The following is a 13,051-nucleotide window of genomic DNA, read 5'->3' on the forward strand; positions in this document are numbered from 1 at the left end:
AAATCAGTCCTGTTGAGGCAAATTAATAGAAAGGAGGAATGTAATTGAGCAAGCAAACTGTAATATTCGATTTTGATGGAGTAATTAATAGCTATACGAGTCGTTGGCAAGGGGCAGATATCATTCCTGATCCACCAGTAGAAGGAATTAAGGAAGCTATAACAGAAGTTCGTAAGCACTATCGGGTGGTTGTTGTTTCTTCACGATGCTATAAGCCAGGAGGAATTGAAGCAATAAAGGCATGGCTGAAAAAATATCAAATACAAGTCGACGATGTAACGGATGAAAAACCGCCAGCAGTGGTTATTTTTGATGATAGAGCAATTACGTTTGATGGTAATACTACTGGAATGCTAGATAAAATCAAGGCGTTTAAGCCTTGGAATAAAAAATAATAAAGGGCAGCATTGACCGCCCTATTATCTTAAATTCGCCTATAGGGGTGGAATATGCCCTACTTAGTGATTTGAAAAGTCTCTGATGTGTGGCACTATTATTCAGCATAATAAAGTGGCAATTGCACTGAGTGCGAAATAAGGACCGTAAGAGATAGTATCTTTGGTTTTTTTTATTTTCCCGAGCAGTAATACGGCACTAACCAATCCGCCGCTTAAAAAACCTAGAAATAAGGTAAATAATAATTTATCAGTACCTAGCCAGAGTCCGAGGACAAAAAGTAGTTTGATATCACCGCCGCCAATACCGCCTTTGGTTACAATTGCTAAAAACAATAAAATACCGCCGCCAATCACTGCGGCAAAAAGGCGGTTTAAAAGTAACGCTGGTAAAAATGATGAAAAACACAAGGCTAATACAAGCAAGGGGAAAAGAATCTTGTCCAAAATGACCTGCTGTTCAAAATCCATGATACTGATGAGTACCATGAAAGTGATGAATATCCATAAAATAGCAAGCTGCAATCCATCAACCATTAAATAATAGCTCAGGCTATAAAAGAAAAAAAGCAAACCAAATAAGCTTATTTTTCGCTTGGTATGAGAGCCTGGCAGCTTCTCAGGTTTTTCTAGAATAGAGATGGATTGGCATAAATAGTATTGCATTATTTTCGATAGCACTTGACTTACAATGAGTGTAAAGATCACAAACAATAAAAGCATACATAAAAATGCAATTTGTTCAGGCATGGAGGTCCGCCTTTCAAAGGTACCAGATTGCTATCTGGCATTTATGTTCATTATATAATAAAAATAAAGAAAATATAAGAAAGGGGAAAAGTTTCTGCTAGTTATATGCATCGAGAATTGTTATGGTTTGTTAAATTTTTATTTGTTTTTCGTTGAAGGGCCTTGTAAATTTTGCCAGAATGAATTATTATTATCATAAATATTTACAATTATATTAGAGAAAGAAAAAATATGAATAATTGGCAAACTTATCGAAAGATAAGGACGCAAAGCCGTGGGTCTAAAGAGCTATTCTATGACAGCCTGGTTGCATAAATAAATGATATACATTTAGTTGTATCCTTTTTATGCAACCGGGTATTTTTACGTTTTAGATAAAAGGGATATTTTGGTAAAAAAATTACATATGATTGTTGCTGGGAGGATTTATTTTGAATTTGTCTGAACTGCCCAAAAGTGTAATGGAAAAAATGACACCGAAGCAGCTGATTCTATTGGCTTTTGCGGCGAGTTTTTTAGTAGCATTACTGCTTTATTTTTATTTGTCAGGATTAGAAGATCATCAGCAGAAAAAGGCACAAGTATTTACAGATGTAGTTATAGCGGTTAAGGATATTCCTGAAAGAAGCGTAATACAAGAAGAAATGCTGAAAACCGTTCAGATGCCAACAGAGTTGATACAACCCGATGCAGTTATGGAGTTGAAATCCGCAGTGGGAAAAACTACTAAAATTAAAATTCTTCAAGGTGATTCCGTAACGGCGAAAAAATTATTCACCGATACCGGGATGGAAGGGTTTATTGGCAGTATTCCTTATGATAAACGCGCAATTTCCATTTCCATTACAGATACAACAGGGATTTCCGGTTTTGCCAAACCGGGAGATTATGTAGATGTAATGCTGATTACGGATAAGACCCACAAAAATACGATTTCAGGTGAAATGATTTTACAGAGTATCCTTTTGCTGGCGATTAATAAGAGCAGCGATATAGTAGATGACAAAAAAGAGGCAAAAAAAGAACAAATGTCAACCGCAACGTTGGCAGTTTCTCCAGAAGATGCAGTCCAGCTTGCCGTGGCCCAGTCACAGGGAACAATCTATCTTGTGCTTCGCCCCTTTAAACCTAAAGATAGCTTTATTCTCCAAACCGAAGTGTTGGCTCATCAGTATGGACAGGCAACGGCAGAACCGGCGCCAGATAGACCTGTTCAGGCTCCTTTGCCTCAGGAAATGCCAGTAATGAAAATACCGTCATACAGTATCCCTGTTATTCGCGGCAATGTGGTGAATACAGTTGAGGTACGATAAGGAGCAATGGCAATGAAGAAAATACCAAAAATATGCAGAGGACTAATTTTCCTCGCCTGGGCTATGGTCTTCATGGCAGGGACTGCGATGGCTCAAGTAAGTATTTCAATGGATGTAAACCAGTCTACATGCCTTACTACCGGCGGGGAGATTACACGAGTTGCAATTGCTAATCCGGAAATTGCGGATATAACCATAATTTCTCAAATTGAGATGCTTGTTGTTGCAAAAAAAATGGGAACAACGACCTTATACATATGGACAAATGATGGAATGCGTCAGGAATACGCAGTTAACATACGTGATCATGATACCCAAACCTCGATGGCAGTGGAAAAGATGATCGGCTATGCAGGGGTTGACGTAGAAAAGATAGGCAATAAGGTTCTGCTCAAGGGCAAAGTCAAAAATCAGCTGGAAAAAATCCGTGCAGAAAAAATAGCAGAAATGTATGGTGAAAAGGTTATTAATTTGCTGGAAATGACCCATCCTGATCAAATTCAGATTGAGGCGAAAATCTTGGAAATTTCCACAGATAAAGTGAAAAAATTAGGCATACAGTATGCAAATGCCTCTGATATTGATAAAGAGAGCGGAATCGTAACAATCGGGCAAACCGGCATGTTTGGCTTCGGACAGACTTTTTCTAATTCACGTGATTCATCCAAGTCAAAGATGGGCGGTTATGCCGATATCAATGCAACGCTCCAGGCATTAATCACAAATGGTGATGCCCAAATTCTATCCCAGCCAAGTATGGTTACCATGAGTGGTGAAAAAGCAAATATTCTTATCGGTGGTGAAATTCCAATTCCAATGAGTAATTCCGATGGTCAGATTACTGTAGAATGGCGGGAATATGGCATTAAACTTAATATCGAACCAAATGTTAATGCAGATAATAAAATTACAAGTAAGGTGAATGCTGAAGTAAGTACGCTTGACAGCTCTTCAGCGGCGGCAATTAATCTGAGCAATGGCTTGTCGATACCAGCTCTGCGTTCACGCAAAGCAGAAACGGTCATTCACCTGTCGTCAGGCAGCACCATGGCGATTGGCGGACTTCTTAGTTCAGAAGATGGCAAACAGGTTACAAAAGTTCCGTTTTTGGGTGACATCCCTATATTAGGAAAGTTTTTCCGTAGTACGGCTACAAGCAAGGAAAAAAAAGAAATTATTATATTAGTGACACCAACGCTGGTAGATGAGACAACACCGATTAACATGTCAGATGAAATGAAGAAGCTGCTGAATGGATCAAAAGCAGAGGAAACAGATACAAAGTAAAGATAAAGCGTGGTGAAGCAAAAGGTGGAAGAAGAAATCAGAAGCGGTATCATCATGACGGTATTTAGTACTGCATCTGCTGTTGGAAAAACACTGTTGAGTATTAATATGGCGGCTGAGCTGGCGAGAAGCGGCTACAAAGTCTGTGTGGTAGATCTGGATTTACAATTTGGTGATATCTGCAATTATCTGCATTTGTCTCCCCAAAAGACGATTTATGACGCTCAAAAGGCGGCTGAAAATACTGTAGGTCAATTGGATTACGGTGAATACATGACACCTTATGAATATGAAGATACAATTTTTTCCGTATTGGCAGCACCACAAAAAATGGAAGAGGCATATAACATTTCGACCCAGGCTGTGATTGAGGTGCTTGCTGGAATTCGTGGGGAATATGATTATGTGGTGCTTGATACGACAGCGACCTTTAGTGATTTGAATTTGGCAGTGATGGATTTGAGTACCATGATCACGTTTGTCGGAATTGTGGATTTTATTCCTACGATTAAGAATATGAAAGTTGGCTATGATACCATGCGCAGTATCGGCTATGAAAAAAATAAAATCCGGTTTGTTCTAAATCGCAGCAATTCCAAAACCCATATTGAACTGCAGGATGTTGAGCAGCTATTGGAAGAGCGTTTTTACCATATCTTGCCCAATGATTTTCTAACTGCCATTGATTCGATTCATCAGGGGATTCCCTTGGTCATTAATGATGAAGAGACAGCCTTAAGCAGGGGAATGCAGGAGCTGATTGAGAAATATACAAATCGTGCGCGGCAAAGAAGCAGCAGGAAAAATGCCTCACTATCGTCTTGGGTAAAGCGATTATTTAAATAACAAAGGAAAAGGAGGAAATAGCCATGCCGGAATATCGTGTCCTGCTGATTGAATCAAATCGCATTATGATGGAGCGTTTGTCCAGTGTAGTGCGAAATACAAAGAACTTTCAGCTTGTTTCCAGAGCCATGGATGCGCGGGAAGCTTTAGGGCAAGGCGGTGTTTTTGTCCCTAATCTAATTTTATTAGATATTGATGCCCAGGAGAGTATGCAGCTGGTACGAGAATTTGTGCGTGCATTTCCCCAAGCGGGGATACTGGCCCTGAGCAGTCAGTGGAATGCCCAGGCGGCCAGTACCGTTGTCAAAGCAGGTGCCAAAGGGTATCTAATTAAGCCATTTACCAGTGATGAATTGATTGCCGCCATCAATACCTTTGGCAACAGCGGCATGGGGATGATCAGTGAAGTCATGACTTTTTTCAGTCCCAAAGGAAAAAGCGGCAAAACAACTTTGATTGCTAATTTGGGGATGGCTCTGGCGCAAAAAAGCGGGCAGAATGTGGCCATTATTGATGCCGATTTACAGTTCGGCGATATGGCCGTATTCTTTAATCTGGATCCCCAAAGTACGATTGTGGAAGCAACGCGGGATATTAAATTCTTGTCGCCCATTTCCTTAAATTCCTACTTTATGCCGATTGCAGATCATGTCAGAGTGCTTTGCGGCACAAAACGCCCCGAATTTGCTGAGGATGTTAGCCCGAAAGCTTTTGCTGAGATGATTAGCATGGCCCGCAGTTTGTTTCGCTATATTTTAGTTGATGTCCCATCAGCTTTTAATCCCATTTCCGTTGCCGCTGCCGAAGCATCTGAGCAGGTTTATCTTGTTTCGATGATCAGTGGAGGTTATGAAGACAAGCACATGCGGCGGGCTTTAGATATTTTTAAAGCATGGCCGGATTATGAGACTAAGGTAAAGACCATTTTTACAAGAGTCGAGCCATGTGATATACAAAAACAGCAGCAATTAGAAACGCTGATCGAATATCCTGTATGCAGTATTCTGCCGAATGAGTACCTGCTTGTTTCGGAAGCCGCCAATAATGGAAGAATGGCCGTGGATATCAAACCAGGATCACCTCTGGCTCGAAGTATTGATCTGCTGGCCGCCAAAATTTGTGGCAGACCGCATAAGGTGGGATAAATTATGCTGATCGTAGCCTTACTCAGCGGCATGCTGGTATTTATCATTTTCCTGGTTTTAATTGAATATTACGGCAGAGGAAAAACCCATATCACTCGCAAAGTTCTGCGTTATACCGGAGATGCAAGGGATATGAACGATGCCGAGAAGAAAAACGACCATGTTGAAAAATTTATGAAGTTCATCCGGTATTTAGGCTTGAAAGTCCGTGGGGCACCTCAGGCAAAAGGTCTTGAAGTCAAGATGCAGCAGGCTGGTTTTCCCTTGCTGGGATCAGAGTTTCTTGCTCTTGTTGGTGTTGCAGTTCTCGCAGTAGGCATTCTTGGAATGATGCTGACCATGCAGGTGCTCTATGCCATCACCTTTGGTATAGTGGCAGGATTAGGATGTTTTCTGTATCTCAATATCCGGATCACCAACCGGCAGAAGGAGTTTAGCAATCAGTTGGGTGATGTGCTGATCATGATGTCTAATGCCATGCGTTCCGGTTTCAGCTTTATGCAAGCTATGGATTTGATCGCTAAAGAGATGAAACCACCGGTTTCTGTAGAGTTTTTTAAGACCATAGCGGAAATCCGTCTGGGGGCAGATACAGAAACGGCTTTGCTTAATATGGGGAAACGGGTGCAAAGCTCAGATCTGGACCTTGCTGTTACCGCCGTCCTCATTCAGCGTCAGGTAGGCGGTAACCTGGCTCAAATTCTGGATACTATTGCCGGAACCATAAATGAACGAATTAAAATGAAGCGGGAAATCAAGACACTGACAGTCCAGGGGCGGATTTCCGGCTGGGTGCTGGCGGCGCTGCCCTTTGGAATTGCAGTCTTTGCTTCCATCATTAATCCAGGATATATGCGGCCATTTATTGAAGAGCCTATTGGTCGTATCATGTTAGCAGGCGCGGTTATTTCTGAGTTAGTGGGCTTCTTGATTATACGTAGGATTGTCAATATTGATGTTTAAAGCTTATGTTTAATAGGCTTTTACATAAACTCTATATTAATTTAAGGAGGATGTTTTATGTTAACTTATTTAAACCATTTCAAAATGCGTTATTTGAATGAGAAAGGTCAGGGCATGGTGGAATATGCTGTAATTCTTGCTGTTGTTGTTGCTATTGGACTTACGTTGACCGGTACGGAGGGGGTACTTTCTAAAGGGATAAAAGATATGTTTACTAACATTATGACAAAGGCCAAGACGATTGTACCTTTATAAGGAATTTATTTAGCAATAAGAAAGAAACAGTCTTTTGGTGGACAAGAGACTGTTTCTTCTTTAAGGAATTTGCAAAGGAGGTTTTCTACATGCGTTATCTTAGGAATAAACGCGGGCAAGCCATGGTTGAATTTGCAATTATTATCCCTTTTTTTATTTTTATGATGTATGGCTTCTCCTACCTGGGAATGTTTTTTCATGACTATCTGACTTTAAATGAAATGACCCGTGATATTACTCGGCAGGCATCTGTGGGAATTTCCCTTGATAAAATAAAAGAAAGCTATAGTAATAAGACGTTTTTGACAAGTGTTTATACATTTGATTCTGATGCTATTGAAATGACAATAGCATCAGAAAATGAAAAAGATACATCAGACGGGCAGAACGTTACAGTTAAATTGACTGCATGGTTAAATATGGAAAGTGGCTTTTGGAAAAGCATATTTCCCGAGAAAATTTCATCATCATTAACGATGCGCAAGGAGGAATAGGAATGTCATTATTGGAGCGCCTGGGGAAAAGAGAAGGCTTGGAAGAATCCAAACCGATTTTTGCCGGGCGGAAAAGCAGTTCTACCGATGACCAGTACCAGGAATTGAAGCTGGACATTCATCGGCGTATTGTGGATGAAATGAATATGGAGCAGCAGCAAATTCTGATGAATGGTCAGCAGGATCGCCGTGAAATTGAAGGCATCATAGCAGAGTATTGCAATCGGGTACTGGATGAGAATCCCTTTGCCGTTCCCCGAGGGGACCGAACGGCGATTTTGGCTGATCTTTTGGATGAAATGCTGGGACTGGGACCCATTGAGCCCCTGCTCAAGGATGAAACCGTTACGGAGATTATGATTAACGGACCGAAGCATATTTTTGTGGAGCGGTTAGGCAAACTTCATCTTACCAAAGTGCAGTTTCATGATGATATGCATTTGATGAATATCATTGAACGAATCATTGCCCCCTTGGGCCGTCGGATTGATGAAAGTTCGCCCTTAGTTGATGCAAGACTGGAAGATGGTTCCCGTGTCAATATTATCATTCCTCCTCTGTCTCTGATCGGTCCTTGCGTGACCATTCGTAAGTTTAACAAAGACCCATTAAGTGTGGAAAATTTGATTGGCTTTGGCTCCTTGAGTGAAACCATGGCAGGTTTTTTACGTGCCTGCATTGCAGCTCGCCTCAATATTGTCGTATCAGGGGGAACAGGGTCTGGCAAGACGACGACCCTCAATGTGCTTTCTTCCTTTATTCCTTCGGATGAGCGCGTTGTTACCATTGAAGATGCCGCGGAACTGCAGCTGATGCAGGAGCATGTCGTCACTTTGGAGAGCCGTCCTGCTAATATTGAAGGTTCAGGGGAGATTACCATACGGGATTTGGTTCGCAATGCACTGCGTATGCGTCCTGATCGCATTATCGTCGGCGAAGTGCGCTCCGGTGAAGCGCTGGATATGCTCCAGGCCATGAATACAGGGCATGACGGTTCCTTGACTACAGCCCATGCCAATAGTCCCCGGGATGTATTGAGTCGTTTGGAGACCATGGTGCTGATGGCAGGCATGGATTTGCCCGTAAGGGCCATTCGAGAGCAGATTTCCTCGGCAGTGGACCTGATTATTCAGCAGTCCAGAATCAGGGATGGCAGCCGTAAGATTACCTATATTACAGAGGTCCAGAACATGGAAGGGGATGTCATCATTCTGCAGGATTTATTCCGTTTCGTGCAGAACGGAGTTGATGAAAGCGGGAAGATCCTAGGAAATTTTGAGTCTACAGGAATCCGGCCTAATTTCATGGAAAAAATGGAAACAAATGGAATTAAGATTCCGAAAAATTTATTCAGTCTTGGCAGCAATGTGCCAGGCGACGAAGATTGGGGGCAATAAGATGGCATTATGGATTGCTCTTGCCTCTGGATTTTTCTTGTTTTTATTTTTTTATCTGTTTGTTATTACTAAGATCGCACCTAAAACCCAGGTGAAGGAACGGGTACAGCGGCTGCGCCGTCCTGCTACATTGGTTGAACAGGTCCGTTTTGAAAGTGAAAATCTGAATAAACCTTTTACGGAGCGTATTATTCTGCCGTTTTTTCATCAGATCGAAAATTGGATGATTCGTCTAGCTCCCAGTCGTATTTATGAAATGCTGGCAGACCGAATCATGCGTGCCGGAAAACAGTATATATGGAGTGTTAATGTCTTTGTTTGTTTTTGGATGATTTCTTCGGTTGCTTTTATGGTCGTTATGGTGTTTTTTGCTTTCTATGTAAAGCATATGGATTTTATTCAGGGCTTTGCTCTGGCGCTTTGTGCTCTGATTTTAGGAGCAGCTTTACCCGTTGTATTTTTAGACTCGCTGATTGCAAAGCGGCGGAAGTCGATTTTGCGTCAGCTTCCTGAAGTCTTGGATTTACTCTGTGTCAGTGTTCAGGCCGGTTTGTCTTTTGATGGTGCCATGGCGAAGGTAGCAGACAAAATGAAGGGGCCATTGATTGATGAATGTACTAAGATGCTGCGTGATATCCGCATGGGTATGACACGACGGCAGGCTTTAACCAATATGGCAGAACGATGCCGGATTCAGGAAGTGCATCTGTTTACGGCGGCTGTCGTTCAGTCCGACCGTCTGGGAGTCAGTATGGCAAAGACCTTAGTTGTGCAGTCAGAAAATATGCGGGAAAGAAGACGCCAGACCGTTAAGGAGCAAGCTTTGAAAGCACCCGTAAAAATGCTGTTCCCCTTGGCAGTATTTATTTTCCCCGCATTATTCGTTGTTGTTCTTTTGCCGACGGTTTTTTCGATTTTGCGTAATTTAGGGTCGATTGGAAAATGAGAAAAATATACCTATCACTTCAAGATTCTGCCGCCGACAATTTATTGGAAATTTCGGTAGCAGATACATTTCTTTCCCGTTTAAAAGGTCTTCTGGGAACAGCAGAATTGGCAGAGAATCAAGGATTGCTGCTTTGCAATTGCAATAGCGTTCATATGATCGGGATGCGGTATGCCCTTGATATTGTCTATTTGGATAAGAATGGCGTCATTTTAAAAATAATAGAAAACCTCAAACCCTGGCAGACAAGTTACTGCTGGTCCGCCAAAGACACACTGGAAGTAAAAAGCGGAACGATACAACGCCTTCACTGGAAGGTTGGGGATCAATTGCGGCAGAATAAATAAAGAGCGAAATCATTATTACGATTTCGCTCTTTATTTACTCTGTCAGTCTTATCTTGCCTGAACCGCCGCTGCCACCTGACCAATGAGAATTCTGATATTTTCGGGCACCTTGCCCTAAAGAGACACTCTGTCCAATTAGATAGCCGTTGATTGTCGTGCCGCCACCATTTACGGTGATACTTCCGTGGGGAGCAAGTGCATTTACATTAATCATGTTTCCGCCACTGATCATAATATTGCCGGTTAAAGAGATCAGAGTAATTGTTGCGGTATTGGAAAACGTAATGGATGAAAAATTGAGTGCAATATCTCCTGTTGCAACAATCACGACATCATTAGTTACTACGCCGCCATTAGAATTGGGACCAGAAATAATATTTTTCGTGCTGTAGCCACTACCCAAATTTCCCTCTACATATAATGGGGAAGTAAGCTTTAAAGCATCAACACCACTACCGCCTGCAGCAGAAGCTGGATGAGAAGTAGAAAAGGTATTTGCTTTATTAGTAAGAGCATCAATTTTAGCTTTTACAGTTGGGTTGGTTTCAGTAATATCAATTTTATCTGAACCGTATGAAAACTTAGATGCCAAAACTTGATTAGCGGTTTTATTTAAACCTCCAATATCATATTTTTCGGCTGTTATGGTAATTGGAGCATTAATTTCTGTTCCTGTGCTTGGAATATTATCGGTACCATAGCCCTTTTCACTATTTTTGTCAAATTGAAATATTCCATTTACATGGATTGGTCCATTAAATTTATTACCGCCAGAACCCCATTCGCCCATTAAATAAAATGTTCCATCACCACCGGAGATAATACTATGATCAAATATACCAAGGGCGCTGCTGCTATAAGAAGCTATCGCATGTACAGTAAGCTTTATAGGGTCGTCAATAAATTTGAACAAAGAAATGACAGAGCTCATAAATGGTAGCTGCGAATAGTGTATCGACTCTTCAATCTTTACACGAATTTTTTTTGCGCTATCTTCATTAGGAAAGCTGATCTCGATGCCGTTACCGATCCCAATGCCTCCATCCGAAGCCTTCTTGTTTTTTTCTATGTATGTTAAAGCCAGTTTCTGTGCATCCGCTGTACCCGAACCAAGTTTTGCTGCACCTGCCAATACGGCAGCATCAGCCATATTTTGCATATGGGAGCGTTGGACATAGAGATAGCCGCAGTCAACGGCAATCGCGCTGATAACAAAGAGAAAGGGAATGGTAAAAGCCATAAGCATAAGAATAGAACCCTTTTGATTGAAATGAAAACGGTTCATGGAAATATCTCCTTATATAGTAAGAATTAGCTTCTGATGATTTATTATATAATGCATGAGATATTCTTTTCAAGAAATAGCTAAAAAATATTCTAGTCAAAGCAACTCTAGACAAGAATAAATGCTAAAACAGATTTTAAATTTATTACCATTTATTTTGTAATAATAATGCTTGGCAACAATAATATATTTATGGTAATATATCAATGCTCCCTTGGAGTTTGGTTTGATAAAAATAATAATGAAAAAGGCAAACTTATTGAAAGGTAAGGACGCAAAGCCATGGGTCTACATGCATTTTGTATATGACTGCCAGGTTGCAATTGCAACTTGGCAGTTTTTTGTTGTAAATATAAATAATATTAGATTAAAAATTCTATGATTATGAAGTTCTAAAAAAGGTAATAAACGGTAAAAATGATACGAATGATCATATTCAGAGTAGCTACATAGTGGAAGAAATCGGTACTGATCGCGGTTTATTATGATACATTTTATCAGGATGGTGAATTATTGAGTGAAAAAAATTTTAATATTACTATTTGCCATGGCAGCGGTAATTAGTACATCTACAGGGAATCCCTTTGATGGTGAGTGGATGGGAAACGTGGTATATGCTTCAAACCAGCTTGATAGTGATATTGAATCAAAAACAATAAGTAAGGTGAATGATACTGATGCTGATCAAAAAGCAATCCTTAATACAGGTTATATTGACCAGGAAACATACACAGCCCTCATAGATGAGTTGATGCATGTAGGACAGCGTAGTAATCGCTTGGACAACAAGGTGAAGTTTGACGGTGAAATTCGTTATCATTATGCATTTAACAGTGGGTCTGAACGCTGGAAGCGAGATTCTTCTGGCATTCGTATGTATCTTAGAGCTGATGCTGCACTTAATAAAGATTGGCGTGCGTATAGTATTTTGGAAGGTAGAAAGAATTTAGTGCATTACAATAATGAATTTAAACTTTCACGTTTATATGTGGTGGGAAAGGTTGGTACATCCACAGTGAAAGCAGGATCTTTTGGATATCTAATGGCAGAAGGAAATATTTATGATAGTGGCTTTGATGGTATCCGGGTTGATTTTGAGGGACCAGTAAAATACACATTGAGCTACGGAGAAACCAATGATACAAAAGACACAACGATTGCCACAGCACGGTATGAGGATTTTGACTATAATTTAGAAGCTGGCATGTATCATTATCAGACGGATGACAGTAATCAAAATACAATCTGGACTCTTGGTGGAAATTATAATTTCAGTAATTTTAGCATAGGAACGATGGTCTTGAGTTCCAGCCTAAAGGATCGGAATGGGAATGACAACGGCTATGTATTAAACCTTAACTATGGTGTTTTAAAATCATGGAGAGCGGGAACCTATGAAATATTTGCCAAATATTACAATCAGTCCAGAGGAACGTATATTGCCCATGGGATGAATGGCGTAGGAGGTTCAATGCAGGGGTTTAAGGGCTATGGAGTGGGAATGAATTATGCACTCAAAGAAAATCTTGTTGCAGGTATAGAATATTACAGATTATCAGATAAAATTTCTAAGGATAAAGGTGATAGTTGGTGGAGTCAATTAACGTATTATTTCTAAATAAATACGC

Annotated in this window: 14 protein-coding genes and 2 riboswitches; of the genes, 12 read left to right on the forward strand and 2 right to left on the reverse strand. The window is 40.7% G+C overall.

The window, feature by feature from the left end; genetic code table 11:
- Positions 1–44: 44 nt before the first annotated feature.
- On the forward strand, positions 45–395 hold the full coding sequence (locus JBW_RS07340) for a hypothetical protein (protein ID WP_007959540.1): 351 nt from the start codon (positions 45–47) through the stop codon (positions 393–395).
- A gap of 102 nt (positions 396–497) precedes the next feature.
- On the opposite strand, the gene JBW_RS07345 is transcribed toward JBW_RS07340, so the two are convergent.
- Positions 498–1,145 carry a prepilin peptidase gene (locus JBW_RS07345; RefSeq protein WP_007959541.1) on the reverse strand — a complete coding sequence of 216 codons (648 nt, stop codon included), beginning with the start codon at positions 1,143–1,145 and terminating at the stop codon, positions 498–500.
- 231 nt (positions 1,146–1,376) lie between these two features.
- Positions 1,377–1,460: riboswitch (cyclic di-GMP riboswitch) on the forward strand.
- A gap of 116 nt (positions 1,461–1,576) precedes the next feature.
- Between JBW_RS07345 and cpaB the strand changes: the two genes are divergently transcribed.
- From cpaB to JBW_RS07395, 10 genes are all read left to right on the forward strand, one after another.
- Complete coding sequence (gene cpaB / locus JBW_RS07350) at positions 1,577–2,458, forward strand: Flp pilus assembly protein CpaB (RefSeq protein WP_007959542.1); 882 nt, start codon at positions 1,577–1,579, stop codon at positions 2,456–2,458.
- A gap of 12 nt (positions 2,459–2,470) precedes the next feature.
- A complete protein-coding gene (locus JBW_RS07355; protein WP_007959543.1) occupies positions 2,471–3,745 on the forward strand; it encodes a type II and III secretion system protein family protein in 1,275 nt (424 codons plus the stop codon).
- A gap of 9 nt (positions 3,746–3,754) precedes the next feature.
- Entirely contained in the window at positions 3,755–4,591 is an 837-nt protein-coding gene (locus JBW_RS07360; protein ID WP_007959544.1) for an AAA family ATPase, read from the forward strand.
- A 23-nt stretch (positions 4,592–4,614) separates the two neighbouring features.
- Positions 4,615–5,736 carry a response regulator gene (locus JBW_RS07365; protein WP_007959545.1) on the forward strand — a complete coding sequence of 374 codons (1,122 nt, stop codon included), beginning with the start codon at positions 4,615–4,617 and terminating at the stop codon, positions 5,734–5,736.
- A 3-nt stretch (positions 5,737–5,739) separates the two neighbouring features.
- The gene (locus JBW_RS07370) at positions 5,740–6,699 is read left to right on the forward strand and encodes a type II secretion system F family protein (RefSeq protein WP_007959547.1); all 960 of its coding nucleotides are present in this window, start codon (positions 5,740–5,742) and stop codon (positions 6,697–6,699) included.
- A gap of 57 nt (positions 6,700–6,756) precedes the next feature.
- The gene (locus tag JBW_RS07375; RefSeq protein WP_007959548.1) at positions 6,757–6,954 is read left to right on the forward strand and encodes a Flp family type IVb pilin; all 198 of its coding nucleotides are present in this window, start codon (positions 6,757–6,759) and stop codon (positions 6,952–6,954) included.
- Positions 6,955–7,043: 89 nt separating this feature from the next.
- Entirely contained in the window at positions 7,044–7,448 is a 405-nt protein-coding gene (locus tag JBW_RS07380; RefSeq protein ID WP_007959550.1) for a TadE/TadG family type IV pilus assembly protein, read from the forward strand.
- A gap of 2 nt (positions 7,449–7,450) precedes the next feature.
- A complete protein-coding gene (locus tag JBW_RS07385) occupies positions 7,451–8,845 on the forward strand; it encodes a CpaF family protein (protein ID WP_007959552.1) in 1,395 nt (464 codons plus the stop codon).
- A gap of 1 nt (position 8,846) precedes the next feature.
- Positions 8,847–9,791, forward strand: coding sequence for a type II secretion system F family protein (locus JBW_RS07390; RefSeq protein WP_007959554.1), 945 nt, complete (start codon positions 8,847–8,849; stop codon positions 9,789–9,791).
- Positions 9,788–10,138 carry a DUF192 domain-containing protein gene (locus tag JBW_RS07395; RefSeq protein WP_007959557.1) on the forward strand — a complete coding sequence of 117 codons (351 nt, stop codon included), beginning with the start codon at positions 9,788–9,790 and terminating at the stop codon, positions 10,136–10,138. The genes JBW_RS07390 and JBW_RS07395 overlap by 4 nt, the downstream gene beginning before the upstream one ends.
- Positions 10,139–10,172: 34 nt before the next feature.
- On the opposite strand, the gene JBW_RS07400 is transcribed toward JBW_RS07395, so the two are convergent.
- Positions 10,173–11,423: a pilus assembly protein TadG-related protein gene (locus JBW_RS07400; RefSeq protein ID WP_007959559.1), complete on the reverse strand. Its 1,251-nt coding sequence runs from the start codon at positions 11,421–11,423 to the stop codon at positions 10,173–10,175.
- Positions 11,424–11,662: 239 nt separating this feature from the next.
- A riboswitch (cyclic di-GMP riboswitch) is annotated at positions 11,663–11,748 on the forward strand.
- A gap of 192 nt (positions 11,749–11,940) precedes the next feature.
- Between JBW_RS07400 and JBW_RS07405 the strand changes: the two genes are divergently transcribed.
- Positions 11,941–13,041 (forward strand): hypothetical protein, encoded by a 1,101-nt coding sequence (locus tag JBW_RS07405; protein ID WP_007959561.1) that lies wholly within the window; start codon positions 11,941–11,943, stop codon positions 13,039–13,041.
- The last annotated feature ends 10 nt before the right edge of the window (positions 13,042–13,051 follow it).

Source organism: Pelosinus fermentans JBW45 (assembly GCF_000271665.2).
Classification (GTDB): domain Bacteria; phylum Bacillota; class Negativicutes; order DSM-13327; family DSM-13327; genus Pelosinus; species Pelosinus baikalensis.